Source organism: Pseudomonas sp. 20-5, assembly GCF_056782835.1.
In genome coordinates, this window is sequence record NZ_CM165584.1 from 4,370,370 (window position 1) to 4,393,514 (window position 23,145).

Below are 23,145 nucleotides of genomic sequence, written 5' to 3' on the forward strand. Positions count from 1 at the left end.
GCCCTGACGAGCGGTCGGTCAGCCGCCCGAACCTTGGTTAAGATGGTCCGTGGCGCTCTAGCTCGCCGCTCTTCCTGCCCTTCCGACCTGCCCGACCTCGCCCGGCCCCATGCCGCGGCCTTGCCGTTGGCGTCGTGCGGGAAGACCGGCGCAGCGCCGTTGTCCGCATTACCAGGGGAGAACCATGCTCAAGCACCTGCTCGTGCTCACCTGTGCCCTGCTCGCCAGTTCCTCGGCCCTGGCCCAGGTGATGGCCCGCGACCTGGGCGATTTCGAACTCAAGCTGGCCACCAGTCCGACCCGCAGCATGGCCCAGGGCCTGGTCACCCCGGGCAGCTCCGGCAGTTTCCACGGCGGCCTCGACCTAAGCCACGAAAGTGGCTGGTACATCGGCAACTGGACCTCCAACCTCGACCCCGGCAAGCCCACCGAGATCGACTCCTACGCCGGCTTCAAGCGCCCGCTGAACAACCGCCTGGGCTACGAAATGGGCCTGATCCGCTACAGCCGCCCGGAGCAGCCGGCCAACGACGCAGCCGAACTCTACGGCGGCCTGTCGATCTTCGGCAGCCGGCTCGGCGCGGCCCTGAGCAGCGACCCGGGGCGCAACGACACCACCCTGTTCGCCGACCTCGGGGTCAACCCGCCGTTCGGTTTCGACGTCACCCTGAAGTACGGCAACCATCGCCTGGACAACCCGGCGAGCCTCAGCGGCGGGGGCTACGTGAGCGTCTTCAACGACTGGTCGGTGAACCTCTCGCGGCCCTGGCTGGGCATCGACCTGAACCTGTCCTACAGCGGCACCAGCCTGACCGGCAACGATTGCAGCGCCTACTCGGGACACAACAGCTACTGCGACACCACGTTCATGCTGAAGGCGTCGCGTCCGTTCTTCTGAGTCGTCAGTCGTCCTGGCGGCGGGTACGCTGGGCGAGTTCGTCGAGCTGTTTCTGCTCGCGCTTGTCCTCGGCCTGGCGCGCCTCTTCCAGGTAGCGCTCGACCAGCTTGCGCAGCCCTTCCAGGCGGGCGTATCTCTCCTGCCAGTTGAGCCGCGCCTTGTCCACCGCCTCGCGGTGCCAGGTCACGCTGTTGGCCTGCTGGGCGACGGCGGTCTCCAGTTGCGAGAGGAAGCGCTGGTAGTTCATCAGCCACTGGCCGCTGACGCCCTTCTGGCCCTGGCTGATCCATTGCTGCTGGTAGTCGTTGCGGTAGCGTTCCAGCTCCGCCAGCTTCTGCTGTGCCGCGAGCAATTGCTGCTGGCACCTGCCCAGCTGGGTCGCGGCATCCCGCTCGGCCTTGCTGGCCATGTCCACCACCGGCGCCAGCCGCGCCGCGCGCTTCTCCATGCCTCAGCGCGCCTCAGGCCTGCCCGCCGGCGAGCAGGCTCGCCAGCCGCGCACGGCTTTCCGCCAGGCTTTCGCTTTCGTCGAGGCCCTGGCGCAGGAACTGGCGCATGACCGGGAAGCGCGCGATGGCCAGGTCGGTCTCGGGATCGCCGCCGGCCACGTAGGCACCGACGCTGATCAGGTCGCGACTCTGCTGGTAGCGCGACCAGAGCTGCTTGAAGCGCTGGGCGTCGCGCAGGTGCTCGGCCTCGACCACCTGCGGCATCACCCGGCTGATCGAAGCTTCGATATCGATGGCCGGATAGTGGCCTTCCTCGGCCAGCCGCCGGGACAATACGAAGTGCCCGTCGAGCACGCCGCGAGCGGCGTCGGCGATCGGGTCCTGCTGGTCGTCGCCCTCGGAGAGCACGGTGTAGAACGCGGTGATCGAGCCGCCACCGGCTTCGGCATTGCCGGCGCGTTCCACCAGCTTCGGCAGCTTGGCGAACACCGATGGCGGATACCCCTTGGTCGCCGGCGGCTCGCCGATGGCCAGGGCGATCTCGCGCTGGGCCTGGGCGTAGCGGGTCAGCGAGTCCATCAGCAGCAATACGTTCTTGCCCTTGTCGCGGAAGTACTCGGCGATCCGCGTGCAGTATTGCGCGGCGCGCAGGCGCATCAGCGGCGCGTCATCGGCCGGCGAGGCGACCACCACGGAGCGCTTGAGGCCTTCCTCGCCGAGGATCTCGTCGATGAACTCCTTCACCTCGCGACCCCGCTCGCCGATCAGACCGACGACGATGATGTCGGCCCTGGTGAAACGGGTCATCATCCCCAGCAGCACCGACTTGCCCACCCCGGTACCGGCGAACAGGCCGAGGCGCTGGCCGCGGCCGACCGTGAGCAGGCCATTGATCGAGCGGATGCCGACGTCGAGAGGTTCGCTGATCGGGTGGCGCTTGAGCGGGTTGATCGTCGGGCCGTCCATCGGCACCCAGTCTTCGGCGCGCATCCCGCCCTTGCCGTCGAGGGCGCGGCCGGCGCCGTCGAGCACCCGGCCGAGCATCGACATGCCCATCGGCAGGCGCCCGGTGTCCGGCAGCGGCACGACCCGCGCGCCAGGCGCGATGCCGGCGAGGCTGCCGACCGGCATCAGGTACACCTTGCTACCGGAAAAGCCCATCACTTCGGCCTCCACCTGCACCGGGTGGTAGCCGCTTTCGTTGATCACGTTGCAGCGGCTGCCGACCGCAGCCTGCAAGCCTTCGGCTTCGAGGGTCAGGCCGACCATGCGCAGCAGGCGGCCCTCGACCACCGGCTGCGCCGGCAGCGAGACAGCCTCGGTGTAGCCCTCCAGGCGCCTGGCGAAACTGGTTCGCTCAAGGCGCATCGACGTCTCCGGGGGCGTCGAAGTCGATCCGGATGTCGCTGGCCAGCGGATGGGTCGCCTGTTCGCGCTGTTGCTCGAACAGTTGCTTCACTGCCTGCGCCAGGCGCGTCTCGATGGTCGCGTCGATGCGACTGTGTTCGGTCTCGATGCGGCAGCCGCCGGGCAGCAACGAATCGTCCTCGAGAATCCGCCAGCTCTCTTCGTGGCGCTCGCGCAGCGCCTTGACCCGCTCGAAGTCCTGCGGGTTGACATGGATACGGATGTTCGCCGCGCCCATCGGCAGCAGCTTCAGAGCCTCGCGCAGGACCTGGCGGACATGGCTGGAGTCCATGTGCAGTTCGCGCTGGATCACCTGGCGGGCAACGTGGTTGACCAGGTTGACCATGCCCTGCTCGATCAGGGCGTCCTGCTCGGCGATGGGTTCCAGGAGCTGCGTCATCAGGCGCTCGAGACTTTGCAGGCGCTCCTTCAGCGCCTCCTCGGCTTCCTGCCGCGCCTTCAACTGGCCGGCGTGGAAACCGTCGCGCTCGCCGGTGGCGAAGCCTTCGTTGTAGGCGTCCTGGCGGATCGCCTCGATTTCCTCCAGCGTCGGCGGCTTGACGGTCTCCAGCTCGACCTCTTCCACCGCCGGCGGCGCCGGCGCGGGTTCGGCGACCGCGGGCACCTGCGGCGCGGCAACGGCCGGCTCGTCGCGCGGCTCGTCGAAGCTCGGCAACGACCAGAGGCCGAAGGCCGCCACGTCCTTGCCGCGGATCAGTTCGCTGGGACTGTCTTTGTCCTTGTCGTGGGGGACCACCTCAGATCATCTCCTCGCCACCCTTGCCGCCCAGCACGATATCGCCGGACTCGGCCATGCGCCGGGCAATGGTGAGGATTTCCTTCTGCGCACCTTCCACTTCGCTGACCCGTACCGGCCCCTTGGCCTCCAGGTCGTCGCGCAGCAGCTCGGCGGCACGCTTGGACATGTTCTTGAAGACCTTCTCGCGGATCGCCTCGTCGGAGCCCTTGAGCGCCAGCACCAGTACGTCCGAGGAGACTTCCCGGAGCAGCGCCTGGATGCCGCGGTCGTCGACGTCGGCGAGGTTGTCGAAGACGAACATCAGGTCCTCGATCTGTCCGGACAGGTCTTCGTCGACCTCGCGGATCGAATCCATCAGCTGGCCTTCGATGGAGCTGTCGAGGTAGTTCATGATGTCCGCCGCGCGCTTGACCCCGCCCATGGTAGTGCGGGTGGCGTTGGAATTGCCGGCGAACTGCTTCTCCAGGATCAGGTTGAGTTCCTTCAGCGCCGAGGGCTGCACGGTGTTCAGCGAGGAGACGCGCAGGACGATATCCAGGCGCACCTTGTGGTCGAAATGGCTGAGCACCTCGGCGGCCTGGTCGGGATCGAGGTAGGCGACCACGATGGCCTGGATCTGCGGGTGTTCGTAACGGATCACGTCGGCCACGGCACGCGGCTCCATCCACTTCAGGCTGTCCAGGCCGCTGGTGCTGCCGCCGAGGAGGATGCGGTCGATCAGGTTGTTGGCCTTGTCCTCGCCGAGGGCCTGGGTGAGCATCTTGCGGATGTAGCCGTCGGCACCGACGCCGAGGCTGGTCTGGTCGCCGACCACTTCGACGAACTCGCCCATCACCTGCTCGACCTGTTCGCGGTGCACGTTGCGCATCGACGCCATGGCCACGCCGACCCGCTGCACCTCTTTCGGCCCCATGTGCCGCAGCACCTGCGCCGCGTCGGTCTCGCCGAGCGACAGGAGCAGGATGGCGGCCTTGTCGACCTTGGTCAGTTTGGCGGCGAGACGATTCTCACTCATGGCGCTTACTCATCGGCGTTGATCCACTCTTTCACGACCTGGGCGACGCGGCCCGGGTCCTGTGCGACCAGGTTCTTGATCGCGTTCAATTGCGCATCATACCCCTCCGTGGGGCTCGGCAGGAGGATGCTCGACGGCCCGCCGATGCTCACCCGGTCGTCGGCCAGCGAGCCTTCCAGGCCACTCTCACCCAGCGCCAGGTCACCGTCGCGACCACCGCCGCCGGCCAGCGACTTGCCCTTGCCGCCGCCGGTGATGTTGCTCAGCACCGGACGCAGCACGCCGAACACCAGGACCAGGATGAACAGCACGCCGAGCACCTGCTTGACGATGTCCCAGAACCACGGCTGCGAGTAGAACGGAATGCTGTCGATCTCTTCGGCCTGGGCCGGGGCGAACGGCGCGTTGATCACGCTGACGCTGTCGCCGCGGCTGGCGTCGTAGCCCACCGAATCCTGTACCAGGCGGGTGAAGCGCGCCAGTTCGTCGGCGCTCCAGGGCTGGTGGCTGACCTCGCCGGTCTTCGCGTCGACCTTCATCTGGTCGTCCAGCACCACCGCCACCGACAGTCGGCGCAAGCGCCCCTGCTGCTGCTTGGTGTAGCTGATCGAGCGGTCCAGTTCGTAGTTGCGGGTGGTCTGGTCGCGCTTGTCGGTCGGGTACGGCGCCAGCTCCGGCTTGCCGGTCTTCGGATCGATGATGGTCTGGCCGTTGGCGTCCTTCAGCGGCTGGCCCGGCGCGACGTAGTCGGCCGGCGCGCTGGCGGTGGCCTGCTGCGGCGCGCTGGCCGGGCCCGGCGGCTGGTTCGACAGCGCCCCCGGCACGCCCTGCGGCCCGGACGAATTCTGCCGTTCCTCGTTGTTGCGTTGCTCGCTGCGCAGGGCCGGCTGGTCCGGGTTGTACATCTCCGAGGTCGACTCGACCGCGCTGAAGTCGACGTCGGCGGACACCTCGGCCTTGTAGCGACCGTTGCCCAGCACCGGTTGCAGGATATTGTGCACGCGCTGGGTGAGCAGGCCCTCCATGCGCCGGGTGAAGTCGAACTGCTTGCCGGCCATGGTCAGCTCGGAGAGTTCCTGCTGGTCGGAGAGCAGGTTGCCCTTCTGGTCGACCACGGTGACCTGCGACTTGTCCAGCTCCGGCACACTGGTGGCGACCAGGTTGACGATCGCCATCACCTGGCTCGGCTCCAGGCTGCGCCCCGGATACAGCTCGACCAGCACCGAGGCGCTGGGTTTGCGGTCGTCGCGAACGAACACCGAACTCTTCGGGATCGCCAGGTGCACGCGGGCGGCCTTGACGTTGTTCAGGCTCGACACGGTGCGCGCCAGCTCGCCTTCCAGGCCGCGGCGGTAGTTGGTGGCTTCCATGAACTGGCTGGTGCCCAGCGCCTGTTCCTTGTCGAGGATCTCGAAACCGACGTTGTTGTCGGTGGGCGCCACGCCGGCGGAGGCCACCTTCATGCGTGCCCGGCCGAGGTCGTCGGCCTTGACCAGCAGCGCGCCGGAGTTGGGTTCGACCTTGTAGGGAATGTCCGCCGCGGTCAGCGCTTCCACCACACGGTTCGCGTCGACCCCGTTGAGGCTGCCATAGAGCGGCTTGTAGTCCGGCTGCTGGGACCAGAGCACGACGGCGAAGCCGATCGCCACGCTGGCGGCGAGACCGACCAGCAGGCCGATCTGGCGCAGCATGGTCATCTCGGAAAGGTTGTCGAGGAACGACAGTCCCGGGAAGGATTTCTTCAGCATCCCGGCACCGCCGCTCTTGGCGGGAACCTGGCTGTCGATCAGTGCATCGGCCATGAACTAGTTATCCTCGCGCCGCTCAGACCGGCATCTGCATGATGTCTTGGTAGGCCTGGACCAGTTTGTTGCGCACCTGGGTCATGGCCTGGAACGACACGCTGGCCTTCTGGCTGGCGATCATCACGTCGGTCAGGTCGACGCCGCTCTGGCCGACCTCGAAGGCGTTGGCCATCGCGGTGGAGGCCTGCTGGGTCTCGTTCACCTTGTCCACGGCCTGGGAAAGCATTTCCGAAAAGCTCGGCGCCCCCACTTCGGCCGGCGCCTGAACCGGTTTGGCCTTGGCCATGGCTTCCATTTGCATGGAACGCATTTCCAGCATCAGACGATTGAACTCGACACCCTGACTCATGACTCTTCCTCCAACAGCCGCGGCTTTTTTGACGCCGCCCGGCACTTTGCAGAGGAGTTAGCAACAAGGGTGCCAAGTCGACCCCAAGGCCCGGCATCGGCGTTCGCCGCCAATGCCCGCGACCGCTGCAGGGTCCGTCCCTGCTCCGGTTATCGGCAGGCGCGCACGCTCGAACAGCCCCGGGCGACGACCGGCGGCGGACGCAAAAGGCCCGCACGAGGCGGGCCTGGGGAACATGGCGAGCACTCAGATGGCGTAGAGATAGGCCTCCACGTCCATCCCCGCGTCGCGCATCTGGGCGAGCTTGTAGCGCAGGGTCCGCGGGCTGATGCCAAGGCGCTCGGCGGCCTCCTTGCGGCGGCCGCGCTCGGTGCGCAGGGTATCGATGATCACCTGGAATTCGCGGCGGCGCAGGTCGTCGCCCAGCGCGCCGCTAGCGTCCTGGCCTGCGGCCGGCGACGGAATCTCGACGTTCGGCGGGGTGGCCGGTGGCATTGCCGGCATGGGCACCGGCACCGGGGCCGCGAGCGGCATGCCGATCGGCGCGGTGAGGCACAGGTCGGCGGGCTGGATCAGGCCGCCCTGTTGCAGGATCAATGCACGCTGGATGGCGTTGTCGAGTTCCCGTACGTTGCCCGGCCAGGCATGCCGGACCAGGCACTGGGCGGCCTCGGGGCCGAGCGCCACCGCGCCGAGGTTCATCTTGCGGCTGTGCTTGCGCAGCAGACGCTCGGCCAGCGGCAGGATGTCCGCAGGGCGTTCGCGCAGCGGCCGCCAGGCCAGCGGGAAGACCGACAGGCGATAGTAGAGGTCCTCGCGGAAACGCCCCGCCGCGACTTCCGCCGCGAGGTCGCGGTTGGTCGTGGCAAGCACGCGGATATCCAGGTTGATCGGTTTGCGCGCACCGACCCGCTCCACCTCGCGCTCCTGCAATACGCGCAACAGCTTGGCCTGCAGGCCGAGGGGCATTTCCGATATCTCGTCGAGAAGAATGGTGCCGCCGTCGGCCAGCTCGAACTTGCCGGGCTGGGCGGCAATGGCGCCGGTGAAGGAACCTTTCTCGTGGCCGAACAGGGTGGCCTCGAGCATGTTGTCCGGGATCGCCGCGCAGTTGATCGCGATGAACGGCTTGCCGGCACGCGGCGATTGCTGGTGGATATAGTTGGCCAGGACTTCCTTGCCGGTCCCGGACTCGCCGGAGATCAGCACGGTGGAATCGCTGCGCGCGACCCGCGCGGCCAGTTCCAGCAACTGCCGGCTGGCCGGCTCCAGGGCCACCGGACCATCCTCCTCGCTGCCCGGCAACTGGCCCAGCGCATGGCGTGCCACCAGGTCGAGCAGCGCCCGCGCCTCGAACGGCTTGACCAGGTAGTCGGCGGCGCCCTGGCGCATCGCCTCGACGGCGCGATCGACCGCGCCGTAGGCGGTCATCAGCAACACCGGCAGGTGCGGGTAGCGTGTACGGATCAGGCCGAGCAACTGGTGTCCGTCCATGCCCGGCATGTTCACGTCGCTGATCACCAGGCTGAAGGCTTCGCGGGCCAGGACCGGCAGCGCCGCCTCCGCCGAGTCCACGGCGACGAACTCGTGACCGCCCAGCAGCAGGGTGTCGCTGAGGGCTTCGCGTAGTGCGCGGTCGTCTTCGACCAGCAGGACTTTGGCTGCCATGGGGTTACTCCTGAATCGCAGAAAGAGGCGCCGCCGGAATCAGCGGCAGGATCAAGGTGGCGCAGGTGCCGCGCCCGGGCCGAGAGCGCAACTGCAATTGCCCCTGGTGGGCGCGTGCCACGGCCTTGACCACCGCCAGGCCGAGCCCGGTACCGGTGGTCTTGGTGGTGAAGAAGGGTTCGCCCAGGCGCGCCAGGGTCGCCGGGTCCATACCCGGTCCGTTGTCGCTGACGCTGAGGCGCAGGCTGTCGGCGCGGGCATAGAGATGCACCTTCAGGCGCAGTTCGGGCCCGCAGGCCTGGATCGCGTTCTCCACCAGGTTGAGCACGGTGCCCACCAGGGTGTCGCGATTGCACAGCAGCTCGCCGCCGCGCGCCTCGCACTGCCAACGCACCTGGAGCCCCTGGACATGGACTTCGGCCGCCGCGCGCAGGCTGTCGAACAGCGCCTTCGGCGCCACCCGGTCGGTCAGCGGCAGCTCGCCGCGGGCGAACACCAGCATGTCGCGTACCTGATGCTCCAGTTCGTGCAGGCGCTCCTTCAGGCGCCCGGCGAAGCGTTGCTGCTGGTCGGTCGGCAGCGCCTGCTCGCTGAGGTGCCCGGCATAGAGCAACGCCGCTGACAACGGCGTGCGGATCTGGTGGGCCAGCGAGGCGACCATCCGCCCCAGCGCCGACAGGCGCTCGTGGCGCGCCAGTTGCTCCTGGAGACGGCGGGTATCGGTAAGGTCGTTGAGCAGGATCAGTTGACCCGGTTCGCCGTTCAGCGAGCGGGTGGCGATGGACAGGCGTCGCCCGTCGCGCAGGGAAATCTCGTGACCGTCATCCTCGCGCGGAGCGAAGCAGCGGGCGATCACCTCACGCCAGAGCATGCCCACCAACGGCTCGCCAAGCAGGCCCAGGGCCGCCGGGTTGGCCTCGCGGACCACGCCATGGGCATCGATGACGATGACGCCGCCGGGAAGCAGGTCGAGCAGGCTCTGCAAGCGGTTCGCCAGGCGCTCCTTTTCCGCCAGCTCCTCCATGCGCTGCGCGCTGACCAGGGCCAGTTGCCCTTTCAGCTCGGTAACGCGCTCCTCCAGCAGGCTGTAGGACTCGCTGAGCTGGCTGGACATCTGGTTGAACAGCGCGAAGGCCTGCTCGAGGCCGGCGCGGCTGGTGGCCTCGGCCGTATCGGCTGGCTGCTCGGGGAAGGCGTTGAGGGCTGGTTGCATTGCGTTTCTCTCGGTCGGCGCGACGTCATGGTTCTGTCGGTCGACGGAGATATAGCAATACCCGTGCCTAAATTTTTTTCACTTGAAAATCAAAGCGTTGCGAAACGACCTGTCAATCATCCGACAGGTCGTCGTCGCGCCGGCTCATGCCGTACTTGCGCATCTTCTCCACCAGCGTGGTGCGACGGATGCGCAGGCGTTCGGCGGCCCGCGCGACCACTCCGCCGGCGTCGTCGAGGGCCTGCTGGATCAGGCCCTGCTCGAGGTTGGCCAGGTAGTCCTTGAGGTCCAGGCCTTCGGCCGGCAGCATCGCCGGCGCGTCCATTCCCGGCAGCCCGGCGTTGATCGCCGCGCGCTCTTCCAGCTCTTCGCGCAGGCTGCTGGCGAGTTGCTCGTCCTCGTCGTCGACATGGCGGAATTTCTTCGGCAGTTCGCCGACCCCGATCACCCCGTAGGGATGCATGATCGCCAGGCGCTCCACCAGGTTCGCCAGTTCGCGGACGTTGCCCGGCCAGTCGTGGCGGCAGAGCGACATGATTGCCGCCGAGTTGAAGCGGATCGACCCGCGCTTCTCATGCTCCATCCGCGAGATCAGTTCGTTGAGCAGCAGGGCGATGTCTTCCACCCGCTCGCGCAGCGGCGCCATCTCGATGGGGAATACGTTGAGGCGGTAGTAGAGGTCTTCGCGGAAAGTGCCGTCCTCGATCATCTTCTCGAGGTTCTTGTGGGTCGCGGCGATGATCCGCACGTCGACGTTCTGCGTCTTGTTGCTGCCAACCCTTTCGAAGGTGCGCTCCTGCAGCACGCGCAGCAGCTTGACCTGCATCGGCAGCGGCATGTCGCCGATCTCGTCGAGGAACAGGGTGCCGCCGTTGGCCAGCTCGAAACGTCCGGCACGACTGGTGATGGCACCGGTGAAGGCGCCCTTCTCGTGGCCGAACAATTCGCTTTCCAGCAGTTCCGCCGGGATCGCCCCGCAGTTCACCGGGACGAAGGGCCCCTCGCGGCGCTTGGAATGGTAATGCAGGTTGCGCGCCACCACTTCCTTGCCGGTGCCGGACTCGCCGAGGATCAGCACGCTGGCATCGGTATCGGCGACCTGCTGCATCATCTGCCGCACCTGCTGGATCGCCCGGCTGGTGCCGACCAGGCTGCGGAACAGGTTCGGCTCGCGGGAACGGCCGCGCTCGCGGGCCTGGTCGTACATCTCGCGGTAGACCTGGGCGCGATGCAGGGAGTCGAGCAGCTTGTTGTAGCTGGGCGGCATCTCCAGGCTGGCGAGCACCCGGCGGCGCAGCTCTTCCGGCCAGTCGGCCGGGGCCGGCTCGCCGATCAGCAGGATCGGCAGGTACTCGTCCCAACTGGCCAGCTGCTTCAGCAGCTCTACCGCCCCGCCCTTCGACTCGACGCTGCCGAGCAGCACGCACAGGGCTTCGCGACTGTTGCTCAGGCCCGCCGCTACCTCTCGCCAATCCTCGCTGTTGCAGGTCAGCTGATCTTCGCCGAGGAAGTTGAGAATGACTGCCAGGTCGCGACTGCGATCGAGATTGTCGTCAATCAGCAAGAGTTTGGTTTCGCGCCACATTTTGATCAGCTGCCTTGCATCGAATGGGTCTCGCTCGACCCGAAAGAGGGCTGGGACTAATGCCTATTTCTAATAAGCAGCCAGCATTTGGCCACTAGTTAAGTCAAATGTGAACGATTAGTCAATTTTATGGCGTGTTTTTTTTGCTGTTTCCGACAGGGAGAGGCAATAAAAAACCCCTACAGACCGCATGGAAAGCAGTACTGGCAGGGGTTTTGGGGGATATGTAAATTTTTCCGAAAAGCCTTGCGCCAAAGTAACGGCACAAAGCCATGAAAAACTTATCCGAACATCTGGTAGACCTTGGCGCCTTGCTTCGACTGGTTCAGCTGGATCAGATCGGTGGCCAGCTTGCGCTGCTCGCCCTGACAGACATCGATCAGCTCGCGATACAGCGCCAGCAGCTCTTCCATCCGCGCCCGCAAGGTGGCTTCGTCCTGTACATCGAGCATCGCCTCGTCGACGGCCTGGCGGCAACGCTGGTCGAGTTCACCGATGGCCTCCCAGTTCTGGCTGGCCAGGGCAACGCGCAGGGCGCTACCGGTTTCTTCAAGGATCTGTACAGCTGCACTCATTGCTTGGTCCCTCTGGGGATGCCTCTCAGGGGGCAATCGCATCCCAACCGGATTTGATGTTGCGCAACAGCTCGGAAACTTCCTCGAGCTTGCCCGCGTCGTTCTTCAAGTTGGCTTCCGTCAGGCGCATCGACATGTAGGCGTAAAGGCGGTCGAGGTTGGCTGCCAGCTCGCCGCCCGCCTCGAAGTCGAGCCCTTCGCGCAGGCCACCGACGATGGCGATGGCCTTGCCGATCAGCTCGCCCTTCAGCGCCACTTCGCCGCGCTCCAGGGCTCCGCGGGCCTGCGCCATCCGGGTCAGGCCGCCTTCCATCAGCATCTGGATCAGGCGATGCGGGCTGGCATCGATAGCCTGAGCCTGGGTACTGACATTCTGGTATTGCCGCATGGCTGCCATTGCGTTCATCGACGGTTGCCTTGTTCGGTGACTGATACGCTCTATATCGGTCGGCTACCGCGATTCTTTAGCGCCGTTCGCTGTCTTCGCCCTGCGCTTCGGCGCTGCCAATGGCATCCCAGGCCTGCTTGATCTGGCCCAGCAGCGCCTCGACCTCGTCCAGCGGACGCGGTGTGTCGTCCAGCGCGACACCAGCCAGGCGGCGGGTCATGTAATCGTACAACGCATCCAGATTGCCGGCTATCTCGCCGCCCTGCTGGTGATCGAGGCCAGCCTGCAAGGCGCCGATGATCGACAACGTGGTGCCTACCGCTTCGCCGCGCAGCGCCGGGTTGCGCTCCAGCACCGCGCGCCGGGCCAGGGCGATGCGTTCGAGCGCGCCGTCCAGCAGCAGCTTGACCACCTGGTAGGGCGGGACGTCCTGTGCGCTGCCTACCTGCCGGTAGGTATCGATAGGACGCGACATCAGCTTTTCTTCACAAGGCCAGGCAGGCTGCTAAGAGCCTGGGCCATGCGTCCGCTGGTCTGGTTGAGCTGGCCGATCAACTGGTCCATGGCGGTGAACTGCTTGAGCAAACGATCCTGCAACTGCTCGACCCGGCGATTGAGCGCTTCGCGCTGGGTATCCACCGACTTGATGGTGTCCTGCAATCCATCCAGGCGCTGCTGGAGCACACCGCCGGTCTGGGTGTAAGGCGTGAGCTTGTCGTCGAGACGCTTCATCAGGCCGGTATCGCCGGTGAACAGAGCAGAAACCGACTCGAACTTGTCCTTCAGAACCTTGTCGAGTTTCTTGTCGTCGATTTCCAGGGTGCCGTCTTTCTTGGTGGTGATACCCATGTCGGCGAGCATGCGAACATCGGTACCTTGCCCCGGCTGGACCATCTCGTTGCGCATGGTGGTGAGCAGGTTGCGCACGCTGCTGTCACCGACCAAGGCACCGACCACGGGAGCCTTGTCGTCGCCCACCTTGGTCACGCCGGTCAGTTCCGAAGTCACGCCGACCAGCTTGTTGTAGGCCTCGACGAACTTCTTGATGTTGTCCTTGACGCCGCCACGGTCCTGCTCGACCGAGATGGTGATCGGCTTGTTGGTGTCGGTGACCGTCTTCAGCTCGAAGGTGACGCCGTTGATGACCTTGTCGACCGTATTGGTCGGACTTTCCAGGGTCAGGCCGTCGATGCTGAACTTGGCATTCTTCGCCTGGGTGATATAGCCGCTGCTGCTGGAGGAGCTACCGTCCAACTGGGACAGGGTCAGCTTGCCATCGGCGCCGACGCTGCCGATGTTGAAGTTCTCCAGGCCGGAACTGCCCTGGACGAACACGTCCTTGCCGGCGCCGGAATCCTTGCCGGTGAAGACCAGTCGCGAGGTTCCGTCTCCAGGGTTGTTGACGATGTTGGCGGTAATGCCCTTGTCCTTCAGCTGCGCGTTGAGCGAGTCGCGCACTTCGGCGAGGGTCGCGCCCGCCGCGACGTTTACCGTGACACCGGCATCGTCGGCACCCTGCTTGATGGTCAGGGTTCCGCCGGAAGTGGTCTTGTAGCCATCGGCAAACGACGCGGTGGCCACCTTGCTGACGCTGGCCAGCTGGGTCACTTCGAGCTTGTAGATACCCGGCAGGGCGTCCTTGGTGGCGGTGGCGGTGGCGAACTTCTCGTCGCTGGTGCTCGCCGAGCGCTTCTGGAACAGCTCGGGCTTGTTCAGCTCCTTGAGGATGGTCTGCAGGTCGGAGATCGCGCTCTTGAGCTGGCCGATGCCGGTGAACTTGGCGGTGGTGTCGCTTTCCAGACGCTTGAGCTGCGCCTCCTTCGGCGCCTTCTCGGCCGCCACCAGGGTGGAAACGATGTTCTTGATATCAAGGCCCGAGTTGTAGCCGTTGATCGTCGTACTGTTCGCCATCTTGCTTCACCTCGTCAGCTCATTGACGCTTTGTCCTTCCAATTCCAACAGACACTCAAAAGACGTGCCAATTCCGCTCAGGCTTCCGCCTTGAACAGCAGGCTGCGCGCTTCGTCCAGTCGCTCTGCCAGGCGCAGGGCCTCTTCGGAAGGGATTTGCCGGATGACTTCTCCGGAAGTCGAATCGGTCACCTTGACCACTACCCGCCCCGTGGAGTCGTCCAGGCTGAAACTCAGATCACGACGGATGCTCTGGGTGAACTTCTCGATGGAGGAAACCGCCTCCTCGACCGCAGCGCGTTGCTCCTTGTCGCCCATCCTGACGTCGCCCGTCCGTTGCGCGCTTGCGCTGGCGGCCGCCTCGCCGGCCTGGCCGGCCGGGCGTGCGCCATCGGAAGAAGACGCCGAGCCGAACAGCCGGATTACCGGAGCAGCCGTCGAATTGTTGACATTGCTGACGTCCATCGTCGCTACCTCTCAATGAGATACGAGGGGAAGCGCGCCAGCGCTCCCCCTCGTGACTTCACCTTGACCTCGCCGAAGCTTAGCGCAGCAGGCTCAGAACCGACTGCGGCAGCTGGTTGGCCTGAGCCAGGATCGCGGTGCCGGCTTGTTGCAGCACTTGGTTCTTGGTCAGGTTGGCGGTTTCGGCTGCGAAGTCGGTGTCTTCGATCCGGCCGCGAGCAGCCGATACGTTCTCACCGATGTTCTTCAGGTTGTTGATGGTGTTGTCGAAGCGGTTCTGCACCGCACCGAGGTCGGCACGCTGGGCGTCGATCTGCTTGATCGCCTCGTCGATCACCAGCACGGCGGACTGAGCGCCCTTCGCGGTGGAGATGTCGATCTTGGCGACGGTGTCGTTAGCCTCGGTGAACGTCGTGGTGCCTGCCGCGGTGCCTGCGCCGGTGCTGCCGGTGTCGGTGATGGCTACGCCGGAAACCGCACTGGTAGTACCATCCGCACTAGCCTTGGACACGTAGCTGATCTGCGCGCCGTCGGTGAAGGCACCGATGCCGACGTTGGCGTCGTTGACCGCAGCGGCGATCTTGGCAGCCGCCTGCTCGGCGGTTTCGTTGCCCTTCATGTCGACCTTGACGTTCACGGCGCTGCCGCCGGTGATGCCGATCGCGATGTCGACGGTGCCCGAAGCGGTTGCAGCAGTGACCGCGCCGCCGCCGTCAGCCTTGAAGTAGGTGCCGTTCAGCGACTCTGCGCTCATCTCGTCGATGCCGACGCTGATGATTTCGTTGGCGGCCGAACCCACCTGGAAGCTGGCGACGCCGAAGGAACCGTCGAGCAGCTTGCGGCCACCGAAGGTGGTGGTGTTGCTGATACGATCCAGTTCTTTCTGCAGTTGCTTCACTTCGCCGTTCAGAGCGGTACGCTCGGAGTCGCTGTTGGAGCCGTTGGCCGACTGCAGGGACAGGTCACGCATACGCTGCAGGATGTTGGTCGACTGCTGCAGGGCGCCTTCAGCGGTCTGCGCCAGGGAGATACCGTCGTTGGCGTTCTTGGTAGCCACGTTCAGGCCGTTGACCTGGCTGGTCAGACGGTTGGCGATCTGCAGGCCGGCGGCGTCGTCCTTGGCGCTGTTGATGCGCGAACCGGTGGACAGACGCTGCAGCGAAGTGTTCAGCGACGCGGAAGAGTTGTTCAGGTTCCGCTGAGTGTTCAGCGAAGCGATGTTGGTGTTGACGGTCAAGGCCATCTTGATGCCCTCCAAGGACGATATGTTTGCCTGAGCTTGCGACCTCGGGTGGGCATCGCCCAGGCACCCCTAAAGTTCGCATTCGTGATCTTTATCGGCGCTTCCCTGGGGAGCTTTAGGTTTTTTTTTGACCATCCTCGTTTTTCATGCATCGGCCCCGTCGGAGGGGTTCGCGCAAGGCCTCCCGAGCGCTGCGGACAGCGACGGAAAGCCCCGCCGGCCGCTCAGTCCGGCATCCAGGCACGATACCAGGCGCGCAAACGCTCGCCGTCGAGCATCCAATCCGCCAGCACCCGTTCGCGCAGGTTATCCCCTGCCCTGGCTGCGGCATCCAGGTCGCGGGTATGCATGCGGATCGCCTCCACCCAGTCGCGGAAACGGTTCTTCACCCGCGTCACCGGCAGATCGTCCTGGTAGCAGCGCACGTCGCTGCAGACCACCGGGAAACCGCAGGCGCCGTATTCCAGCAGGCGCAGATTGCTCTTGCACTCGTTGAACAGGTTCTGCTCCACCGGCGCTAGCGCCAGGTCGAGATCGAGAGCCGCCAATGCCCGCGGATAGCGTTCGATAGGCACCCCCGCATGCACTTCCCTGACGAAGGGACGGATGGACGGCGGGCACATGCCGAAGAACACCCAGTCGACTTCGTCGGCCAGTTCCCGGACCACATCGGCGATCAGTTCCAGGTCGCCGGTATGGCTCGAGCCGCCCGCCCAACCGACACGTGGCCGCTCGCCGCGCCGCCGCTGCGCCCGCAGCCCCTGCCACCACCCCACCGGCAGGCGGTTCTCGATCACCCGGATATCCGGGTGGAGACCGGCGAAGGCCTCTGCCAGGGCCGGCGTCGACACCACGAAGCGGTCGACGTAACCCAGCCCGCGACGCAACGTGCGCAAAATGTCCTTCGGCAGGTGCTGGCGATGGGCGCTCTTGAGGGGCACGTTGGGCAGATAGTCGTCCAGCTCGTAGACCTTGAAGGCCCGCGAGAACGCCTGCATCCGCCGCATGGCCTCGAGACGCTCCTCGCCGACCTGGCGCTGCAGCACCAGTACGTCCGGGTCGTAGCGCTCCAGATCGGCCACGTGCATCAGGCCGATCGACAGCGCGCCATCGATGGATGCCGACTCGCGCAACGCGCTGAACGGCTGGATCACCCGGTAATGGCCGCAGCCGAACAGGTCGGCGGGGTGCGCCAGGACAGTGGGCAAGGGCCGCCACCCCTGCAACGGGCGCCAGGCCAGCTGCGGGTCGGCCAGCTTGAAACCGCCTTCGGCCTGCAACGAAAAGCCCGGGTTATAGGCGGGATCGCGTGCCAACAACGGTAGCCAGCGCGCGTACAGCGCATCTTCTTCCTCGACGCTCGCCGCCGTCGTGGCAGGCGCATCGAGCAACAGCCGCGCACGCGGCGTCCATACGTTCAGGTAGCCCGCCTGGACCGCCCGCAGGCAGATGTCGACATCGTCCCAGCGCGTCAGCGCCTCGTCGAAACCGCCCAATTCGAGGAACAACTCGCGGCGCATCAACAGGCATTCGCCAGCCACCGCCGAGTAGTTCTGGTCCACCTGCAGGCGCTGCAGGTAACCGGCGTCCTCGTGCGAACGCCCTTCGAAGGCCCGCCCGGCCGGTCCGCACAAGCCGAGCAGCCAGCCGGCGTGGCAGACCCGTCCGTCCGCCGCCAGGAGCTTGGCGCCTACCGCGCCGACTTCCGGACGCTGGCCATGGTTGAGTAACTGCTGCAGCCAGTCCTTGTCGAGGATGCCGCTGCCGGCATCGAGCCAGAGCAGGAATTCGCCGCGCGCCCGGGACGCCGCCAGGTTGCGCAGAGCCCCACGGGACAACTGCCCATCGCCTCGCAGCACCCGCACCTGCTCGACACCCATGCCTTCGACGGCGAGCAGCCATTCGCGAACGTCGGCCGCTTCGCCACCCTGTTCCAGCAGAAGGATCTCGTAGTTGGGATAGGCGGTATTCTCCAGCACGGTTTCTACGCAACGCTGGAGCTGCGCCAGGCGCTCCCCGGCCAGCACCAGGATGCTGACCGGCGGTTGCCCGGCGTGGCCGTAGTCCAGCTCGTAGCGCCCCGGCAGCCGGCTTCCGACTGTCGCCTGCGCGTAGCCACGGGCACGCAGGTGGCCTTCGATCGCCGCACGCTCGGCGGTGCTGTCCTGCAGGCGCAGCGCTGGGCCAGACAGCAGTGGCTCGCTGATGTGTCCGATACAGCCCAGGCCCCGCTGCTCGACGAGACGCAACTGGTAGGCCAGCTCGAAAGCCTCGCCGGCGGTCTCGTCGAATCCGCCCGTGGCAAGCAGCGGCTCGCGGCGGAACAACCAGTGCCGGGACAGCCCGGCGGGGAAACTGAGCAGAAGGTCGAGATTCAGGTCCGGGCGCAACGCCGCGCCCAGCTCGCCGTCATCCAGGCGCATGAGTTCGTCGGCGTACACCGCCTGGCAGCTCTCCGGTGCCGCCAGCAGGTCCAGCGCCGCCACCAGCAGGCCGCTGACAGCGAATTCGACACCCGCTTCGACCAGGAGCAACCAGTCGGTATCAAGCCGGGCAAGCGCCTGGTTGATCGTCGGCACCGGCCCCACCTCTGGATCGAAGAGCATCGCTCCGTTCCGCGGACTCGTGCCCAGCGGCGCGAACAGGTGGCTCTCGACACGTGGATACAAATTGACGTGCTCCAGGCTCTGCAGGGTACGCTCCACGGCCTCGGTATCGCCGTGGGCATCGAGCACCAGCACCGCGAAGCGCGGCCCACCACCCTGCTCCTGCAGGAATCGATCGATCAGCACCTTCTGCACCGCATCCGGCCGCCGCGCCTCCAGCCAGGTCGACAGCGTGACGCTACCGAAGCCCGCCGCCCGCCTCAGCGCGGCGAGCAGGTTGACCGGCTTGAAGACACGGGCGTCCAGGCGGGTGATCGGTGCCACCCGGACGAAGCGGTTGTCGCCGGCCTGGCGATACCAACCCAGTTCGCGGATAGCCAGGCGGAAGTCGGCATGGCCCTGCTCGCCGATACCGGGCTGGTCGCGCCCGATCTGGCTGAACTGCTGGCGGGAGACGCGGAAACGGGTCAGCGGCCGCGACAGGAACGCCAGGTCGCCACGCTGTAGCAACTGCGCACACATGGCCAGGTCGCCGATCCAGTCGATGGCCCGGCCGTTGAGCATCATCAGGCGCTCGCAGATCTGCAGCAGCGCATCGCGCCGGGCCATCAGGCAACTGGGTTCGCCGATGAAGTTGATGGTGTGGTCGGCGAGGAACGAGACCAGCTCGCGACCGTCGATCAGGACGTCGCCGGCGAACGGGAAGCAGGTCGCCAGGATGTCCGGCAGCGGCTGCCCTTCCTCGTCGATACGCAACCGCCGCGACGAGGCCAGGACCACGTTCGGCTCGCGCTCCATCGCTCCCACCAACGCCTCGACGCATTCGGGAAGCAACACGTCGTCGTCGTGGAGAAACTTGACGTACTCGCCCTCCGCCAGGCGGATGCCTTTCGCCGTGCTGCCCAGCTCGCCGAGGCGCGTCTCGTTACGGAAGTAGCGGATCGGGAACGCCGCGGAGGCGCGCTTCTGCTCGACCAGCGTGGCGACCCGCTCGTCGCTGCTGTCGTCGCAGATGATCAGCTCCAGGGCCGGATAGGTCTGCCCGAGCACGCTGTCGAGGGCGTCCTCGAAGTACTCCAGCTTGTAGGTCGGCATGACGATGCTGACACGAACGTTCGCGCTCATTGAGCCATTCCTGAGTAATTGGTGCAGCGCATGGTGATCGGAAGGGCCGGGCCATGGCCCTTCGTGTCGCCGCTCCCGGTCTCGACTCCCCGCGGCGGAGCATCTGCTCCGACGAGCGCGTCAGCGCCCTTCACGAAGAGCATCGGGCCAGTCGACATAGAGAATCGTGTCGTAGAAATACAGCGAGTAATGGCGCAGGCGCAGCCGGGCTCCCGCAGCGATCCCGTCGATCGCGGCGACGATGTCCAGCAGGTCCTGCACATGGTGGTAACAGGTGATGGCCATGCGCGGCCGGCACTCGTCGATCAGCCGCGCGGCCCCCCGCAGAACCCGTGCCTCATGGCCTTCCACATCCATTTTCAGCAAGGTCATGACATCGAGGACATCGTCGAGCCGCACGCACGGCACCTGCACGGTGCCGTCTATCTCGACCCTGCTTCCCATGGTACCGTGGGCTGCGAATGCGAGATGGCCGCCGGTATCGGACACCGCCTGGTTATGCAGATGGAGACCGACACTTCCAGCAAGCGACGCATGCATGAGCCGGTAATTCGCCGGATCAGGCTCGAAGGCATGGATCGAAGCATATTCATGACGAGCCGCCAGCATGAACTTCTTCACCGTATCGCCATCGTAGGCACCGATATCCACGTAATGCTCGTCGCTTCGCAAGACGATCGGATGCTCGGGGCCCCGGTACAGGGAAAAGTATTCCTGCTCTCCCGGACACAACACGTCCAGCAACGCAGCGCGGTTGCCGTCCAAACGCAGGCGCATGATGGCTTCCAGGGTCTTCCGGCTTCGCTCGTCGGCCAGGCGCTCGCGCAGCGAGACGAACTCGGCGTGATACTGCATCGCCAATTCGCGAGTCAGCGCGCCGGTCTGGTAGACCAAAGGAATATCCAGCAGGTAGAGAAGCTCGGGCAGATCGAGGGTGATGCATTGCGCAGTCTTCGCCAGGTGATCCAGCGTCAGCCAGGTAGGCAGCGAATAGGCACAATTCACCGCGGGTTTCCCTGCGTGGCATGGTTCCTTCAACTGGGCGGTAGGAATCACTTGGTCGAAACCATCGGGAACGCTATTGCTGGCGAAAAGCACATCGTCCACAGCAATCAGGCGAACCCCAGGCAGACGCTGCGACAAACCGGCAACCACCTGTGAGCGGAACACCCCTCCAAGATAGGAACTAGGCACCAACACCAATAGATATCCGCTCCGTTCGCATCGCGAAAGGAAGTCCGCCTGCGTCATATCGTTTCCCGCCATCATCGACAGCTCCCCGCTCATAGGATGCGTGCCCCATCGGGCATGAGTTCATCGTAAAAGGAGTAATTAGGCAGTTCCCGGGGAAGCCTGCCCGGCAACAACCATTCGCAGTGTCGCCCCACCCGGGTGTCGGCGAGCGCGACGCTGCCCGCACCCAGCGTGCTGCCCTGGCCGATCTCCACTCGCCGTCCCAACTGCACGCCAGCGAGCAGCGTGCTACAGGTTCCGACCCGGCAGTCCTCCTCCACCAGGACCTGCAGCTCCAGCCAACTGCCAGTGCCGATGCGGGCACGACCGGCGAGCACGCAACCGGCGCCGACGAACACGTTGCCCAGCAGTCGCACGCCTTCGCCGACGATGGCCTGAGGCGAGACGATATCGAATAGCCGGTAGCCCGCCAGGCGGATGTCCGCGATGAGCTTGTGGCGGGCGTAGTTCACCGCCCGCTCGTCCAGCGCCACGAATACTTCGCTTTCCGCAGCGGGATAGCGTTCGAGCAGAGGCGCAATATCGAAGTTGTGTCGATCCGCAGCATTCAGCTCCAGGACCCGGTGTTCCAGTCCCCGTGCCCGCGCGGTACTGTCCGCCCGTTCGAGCGCGCGCCCTTCCCCGACGATGATCGCCTGCTTCATGCCCTCTCCCCCAGTACCTGCGCGCGATACCACAGATGCTGGCGCACCAGCTGCACCTCGTAGTCGCCGTGCATGAACGGCGGCGAATGTGCACCCAGTCCCTCCTGGAGGCGTTCCAGGACCAGGGCGTCCTCGCCGATCACGTTACGCTCGCCGCGAATCAGGGTGCTCAGCAAAGCGCTGAAATCGGTCTTCGGATCCTTGCGCCGGGCAGTCATCATCCACAGGTGGTAGTCGGTCTCGCCGGGTGCCACCGGATCGTACTGCTGGAGCAGGAAGTGCTCGCCACGGACGCTGCAGAAGTTCACGTTCGGGTAGATGAACCAGTTGTAGTAGGCGTGCTCGTCGCCGTAGCCCTCGCAGAGGTCGGAGAACCAGCTCTTGTAGGGCTGGATCGGCGCCTTGGTGGGGAAGCTCAGCGAACGCAGCTCCGGCGTTTCGCCTTCCTGCAGCAGGCGCAGCACCTCGGATGGCACCGCAGCCTCGCGTGCCAGACCGCGCACCGGGGCGGTCATCACCGGGAGGAAGGTCTTCGGATGGACGAAAGGAACATGGTTGTAGTCCTTCACGTTCTCCATGTTCAGCTTCCAGTTGTAGCGCACCTTGTGGCAGCTGTAGATCAGCCGCGTATCCAGGTGCGAGGAGACCTCCCGCAAGGTTTCCAGGAATCCATCGTCGAACTGCTCGCGCAGCGGCAGCGGGTCGTCCGCCAGGTTGACGAACAGCAGTTGCCCCACCTCTTCCAGGTGCAGCTTGCGCAAGCCGATCCGCGCCCGCTCCTCGGCGCTGAACTGGTACAGACTGGAGTTCGGAATGCCCTGTAGCTGCCCCTCGGCGCCGAACGACCAGGCATGGTACGGGCAGACCAGCGGTCGCTGGCCGGTGCATTCGGTCTGGATCGCCGACAGACGATGCGGACACTGGTTGAGAAAGGCCCGAATGCCGGACTCGGTACGCTGCACCACGACCGGCACGCCGGCGATCTTGCGGGTGAAGAACTGGTTGCGCTCGCGCACCATCGAACTGAAGCCGACGAAGATCCAGAGCCTGCCGAACAGCCTTTCGCGCTCCAGCGCGAGCGTCTGCGGCTCGGTGTAGTGCGCTGCGTCCAGCGCATGGCGAGTCATGTCCACATCCACAACCTTCACTTGCTGAAAATAACCCGGGCCGGATTGCCGACCACGGTCTGTCCGGCCGCCACGTCCTTGAACACCACCGCGCCCATGCCCACCACGGCGTCTTCGCCGATACTGACGTCGCGGGCGATCATCGCCCCGGAGTTGATCACCGCACGATCGCCCACCTTCACGTAGCCGGCCAGCAGGCAGCGCGGGCCGATGTGTACATAGTCGCCGATGACCACGTCGTGGCCGAGCATGGTTTGCTGGTCGATGAAACCGTAGGCGCCGATACGGCAGTCCACGCCGCTGCTCACGTCGTAGCCGAAGAAGGTCGGGCCGTAGCTGGTCCGCACGCCAAGGGTGCAGCGGGTGCGGATAGCGACGAACTCGGCGCCCTTCGCCAGCAGGCATGCGACCTGCTTCTGGCGACTGAGCGGATCGCCGACCGCGGCGACGAACAGTTGGTCAGGCTCCGCGACGAAGCTCTCCGGATACCCGAGCCACGGGTAGTAGAGCGACTCCGCGACCGCGTCGGGGCCGCGCTCGTCGAGAAACCCGCCGATCACCCAGTCGATGCCGTGACCGTAGTCGACCTGCAGCTGGGCCAGCACCTGACGCCCCAACCCACCGGCGCCGAGGATGATGATCCTCTTCATTGCATCGTC

Annotated in this window: 21 protein-coding genes; 1 reads left to right on the forward strand and 20 read right to left on the reverse strand. The window is 65.6% G+C overall.

What is annotated here, in order from left to right:
- The first annotated feature begins 184 nt into the window (after positions 1-184).
- Positions 185-898: a TorF family putative porin gene (locus AC1RB9_RS20090; RefSeq protein WP_003449047.1), complete on the forward strand. Its 714-nt coding sequence runs from the start codon at positions 185-187 to the stop codon at positions 896-898.
- 4 nt (positions 899-902) lie between these two features.
- Here the strand turns inward: AC1RB9_RS20090 and fliJ are convergent, their stop codons facing one another.
- From fliJ to AC1RB9_RS20190, 20 genes are all read right to left on the reverse strand, one after another.
- The gene (gene fliJ / locus AC1RB9_RS20095; protein ID WP_003082220.1) at positions 903-1,346 is read right to left on the reverse strand and encodes a flagellar export protein FliJ; all 444 of its coding nucleotides are present in this window, start codon (positions 1,344-1,346) and stop codon (positions 903-905) included.
- A 13-nt stretch (positions 1,347-1,359) separates the two neighbouring features.
- On the reverse strand, positions 1,360-2,715 hold the full coding sequence (gene fliI, locus AC1RB9_RS20100; protein ID WP_003086458.1) for a flagellar protein export ATPase FliI: 1,356 nt from the start codon (positions 2,713-2,715) through the stop codon (positions 1,360-1,362).
- Positions 2,705-3,511, reverse strand: a complete 807-nt coding sequence (fliH, locus tag AC1RB9_RS20105) for a flagellar assembly protein FliH (protein ID WP_003449045.1) — start codon at positions 3,509-3,511, stop codon at positions 2,705-2,707. Before fliH ends, fliI begins: the two co-directional genes overlap by 11 nt.
- A gap of 1 nt (position 3,512) precedes the next feature.
- Positions 3,513-4,529: a flagellar motor switch protein FliG gene (fliG, locus tag AC1RB9_RS20110; protein ID WP_003082212.1), complete on the reverse strand. Its 1,017-nt coding sequence runs from the start codon at positions 4,527-4,529 to the stop codon at positions 3,513-3,515.
- 5 nt (positions 4,530-4,534) lie between these two features.
- On the reverse strand, positions 4,535-6,331 hold the full coding sequence (gene fliF / locus AC1RB9_RS20115) for a flagellar basal-body MS-ring/collar protein FliF (protein ID WP_003109118.1): 1,797 nt from the start codon (positions 6,329-6,331) through the stop codon (positions 4,535-4,537).
- Positions 6,332-6,353: 22 nt separating this feature from the next.
- Positions 6,354-6,683: a flagellar hook-basal body complex protein FliE gene (gene fliE / locus AC1RB9_RS20120; RefSeq protein WP_003086454.1), complete on the reverse strand. Its 330-nt coding sequence runs from the start codon at positions 6,681-6,683 to the stop codon at positions 6,354-6,356.
- A gap of 246 nt (positions 6,684-6,929) precedes the next feature.
- Positions 6,930-8,351 carry a sigma-54-dependent response regulator transcription factor FleR gene (gene fleR / locus AC1RB9_RS20125; RefSeq protein ID WP_481864875.1) on the reverse strand — a complete coding sequence of 474 codons (1,422 nt, stop codon included), beginning with the start codon at positions 8,349-8,351 and terminating at the stop codon, positions 6,930-6,932.
- A 4-nt stretch (positions 8,352-8,355) separates the two neighbouring features.
- Positions 8,356-9,564, reverse strand: a complete 1,209-nt coding sequence (gene fleS, locus AC1RB9_RS20130) for a sensor histidine kinase FleS (RefSeq protein ID WP_003109120.1) — start codon at positions 9,562-9,564, stop codon at positions 8,356-8,358.
- Positions 9,565-9,676: 112 nt separating this feature from the next.
- Positions 9,677-11,149, reverse strand: coding sequence for a transcriptional regulator FleQ (gene fleQ, locus AC1RB9_RS20135; protein ID WP_003086448.1), 1,473 nt, complete (start codon positions 11,147-11,149; stop codon positions 9,677-9,679).
- Positions 11,150-11,430: 281 nt separating this feature from the next.
- On the reverse strand, positions 11,431-11,724 hold the full coding sequence (locus AC1RB9_RS20140; protein WP_003086445.1) for a flagellar protein FliT: 294 nt from the start codon (positions 11,722-11,724) through the stop codon (positions 11,431-11,433).
- Positions 11,725-11,749: 25 nt separating this feature from the next.
- Entirely contained in the window at positions 11,750-12,130 is a 381-nt protein-coding gene (gene fliS, locus AC1RB9_RS20145; protein WP_003158217.1) for a flagellar export chaperone FliS, read from the reverse strand.
- A 58-nt stretch (positions 12,131-12,188) separates the two neighbouring features.
- A complete protein-coding gene (gene fliS, locus AC1RB9_RS20150) occupies positions 12,189-12,587 on the reverse strand; it encodes a flagellar export chaperone FliS (protein WP_003086441.1) in 399 nt (132 codons plus the stop codon).
- Entirely contained in the window at positions 12,587-14,023 is a 1,437-nt protein-coding gene (fliD, locus tag AC1RB9_RS20155; RefSeq protein ID WP_003449042.1) for a flagellar filament capping protein FliD, read from the reverse strand. Before fliD ends, fliS (AC1RB9_RS20150) begins: the two co-directional genes overlap by 1 nt.
- A gap of 77 nt (positions 14,024-14,100) precedes the next feature.
- Positions 14,101-14,487 (reverse strand): flagellar protein FlaG, encoded by a 387-nt coding sequence (locus tag AC1RB9_RS20160; protein WP_003086436.1) that lies wholly within the window; start codon positions 14,485-14,487, stop codon positions 14,101-14,103.
- 79 nt (positions 14,488-14,566) lie between these two features.
- A complete protein-coding gene (locus AC1RB9_RS20165; protein ID WP_003123162.1) occupies positions 14,567-15,730 on the reverse strand; it encodes a flagellin in 1,164 nt (387 codons plus the stop codon).
- Between the two features lie 224 nt (positions 15,731-15,954).
- Positions 15,955-19,461 (reverse strand): glycosyltransferase, encoded by a 3,507-nt coding sequence (locus AC1RB9_RS20170; RefSeq protein WP_003449040.1) that lies wholly within the window; start codon positions 19,459-19,461, stop codon positions 15,955-15,957.
- 120 nt (positions 19,462-19,581) lie between these two features.
- On the reverse strand, positions 19,582-20,748 hold the full coding sequence (locus tag AC1RB9_RS20175; protein ID WP_003449038.1) for an FkbM family methyltransferase: 1,167 nt from the start codon (positions 20,746-20,748) through the stop codon (positions 19,582-19,584).
- Positions 20,745-21,359: an LbetaH domain-containing protein gene (locus AC1RB9_RS20180; protein ID WP_003449036.1), complete on the reverse strand. Its 615-nt coding sequence runs from the start codon at positions 21,357-21,359 to the stop codon at positions 20,745-20,747. Before AC1RB9_RS20180 ends, AC1RB9_RS20175 begins: the two co-directional genes overlap by 4 nt.
- Positions 21,356-22,486 (reverse strand): aromatic ring-hydroxylating oxygenase subunit alpha, encoded by a 1,131-nt coding sequence (locus tag AC1RB9_RS20185; protein ID WP_003449034.1) that lies wholly within the window; start codon positions 22,484-22,486, stop codon positions 21,356-21,358. The genes AC1RB9_RS20180 and AC1RB9_RS20185 overlap by 4 nt, the downstream gene beginning before the upstream one ends.
- A 17-nt stretch (positions 22,487-22,503) precedes the next feature.
- Positions 22,504-23,136, reverse strand: a complete 633-nt coding sequence (locus AC1RB9_RS20190; RefSeq protein ID WP_003086423.1) for an acetyltransferase — start codon at positions 23,134-23,136, stop codon at positions 22,504-22,506.
- Positions 23,137-23,145 lie beyond the last annotated feature (9 nt).

What these genes read in the sequence shown, in the direction of transcription:
- AC1RB9_RS20090 (WP_003449047.1), top strand. Translation starts at nt 185, where the DNA reads ATGCTCAAGCACCTGCTCGTGCTCACCTGTGCCCTGCTCGCCAGTTCC.
- fliJ (WP_003082220.1), bottom strand. Translation starts at nt 1,346, where the DNA reads ATGGAGAAGCGCGCGGCGCGGCTGGCGCCGGTGGTGGACATGGCCAGC.
- fliI (WP_003086458.1), bottom strand. Translation starts at nt 2,715, where the DNA reads ATGCGCCTTGAGCGAACCAGTTTCGCCAGGCGCCTGGAGGGCTACACC.
- fliG (WP_003082212.1), bottom strand. Translation starts at nt 4,529, where the DNA reads ATGAGTGAGAATCGTCTCGCCGCCAAACTGACCAAGGTCGACAAGGCC.
- fliF (WP_003109118.1), bottom strand. Translation starts at nt 6,331, where the DNA reads ATGGCCGATGCACTGATCGACAGCCAGGTTCCCGCCAAGAGCGGCGGT.
- fliE (WP_003086454.1), bottom strand. Translation starts at nt 6,683, where the DNA reads ATGAGTCAGGGTGTCGAGTTCAATCGTCTGATGCTGGAAATGCGTTCC.
- fleR (WP_481864875.1), bottom strand. Translation starts at nt 8,351, where the DNA reads ATGGCAGCCAAAGTCCTGCTGGTCGAAGACGACCGCGCACTACGCGAA.
- fleS (WP_003109120.1), bottom strand. Translation starts at nt 9,564, where the DNA reads ATGCAACCAGCCCTCAACGCCTTCCCCGAGCAGCCAGCCGATACGGCC.
- fleQ (WP_003086448.1), bottom strand. Translation starts at nt 11,149, where the DNA reads ATGTGGCGCGAAACCAAACTCTTGCTGATTGACGACAATCTCGATCGC.
- AC1RB9_RS20140 (WP_003086445.1), bottom strand. Translation starts at nt 11,724, where the DNA reads ATGAGTGCAGCTGTACAGATCCTTGAAGAAACCGGTAGCGCCCTGCGC.
- fliS (WP_003158217.1), bottom strand. Translation starts at nt 12,130, where the DNA reads ATGAACGCAATGGCAGCCATGCGGCAATACCAGAATGTCAGTACCCAG.
- fliS (WP_003086441.1), bottom strand. Translation starts at nt 12,587, where the DNA reads ATGTCGCGTCCTATCGATACCTACCGGCAGGTAGGCAGCGCACAGGAC.
- fliD (WP_003449042.1), bottom strand. Translation starts at nt 14,023, where the DNA reads ATGGCGAACAGTACGACGATCAACGGCTACAACTCGGGCCTTGATATC.
- AC1RB9_RS20160 (WP_003086436.1), bottom strand. Translation starts at nt 14,487, where the DNA reads ATGGACGTCAGCAATGTCAACAATTCGACGGCTGCTCCGGTAATCCGG.
- AC1RB9_RS20165 (WP_003123162.1), bottom strand. Translation starts at nt 15,730, where the DNA reads ATGGCCTTGACCGTCAACACCAACATCGCTTCGCTGAACACTCAGCGG.
- AC1RB9_RS20170 (WP_003449040.1), bottom strand. Translation starts at nt 19,461, where the DNA reads ATGAGCGCGAACGTTCGTGTCAGCATCGTCATGCCGACCTACAAGCTG.
- AC1RB9_RS20175 (WP_003449038.1), bottom strand. Translation starts at nt 20,748, where the DNA reads ATGAGCGGGGAGCTGTCGATGATGGCGGGAAACGATATGACGCAGGCG.
- AC1RB9_RS20180 (WP_003449036.1), bottom strand. Translation starts at nt 21,359, where the DNA reads ATGAAGCAGGCGATCATCGTCGGGGAAGGGCGCGCGCTCGAACGGGCG.
- AC1RB9_RS20185 (WP_003449034.1), bottom strand. Translation starts at nt 22,486, where the DNA reads ATGACTCGCCATGCGCTGGACGCAGCGCACTACACCGAGCCGCAGACG.
- AC1RB9_RS20190 (WP_003086423.1), bottom strand. Translation starts at nt 23,136, where the DNA reads ATGAAGAGGATCATCATCCTCGGCGCCGGTGGGTTGGGGCGTCAGGTG.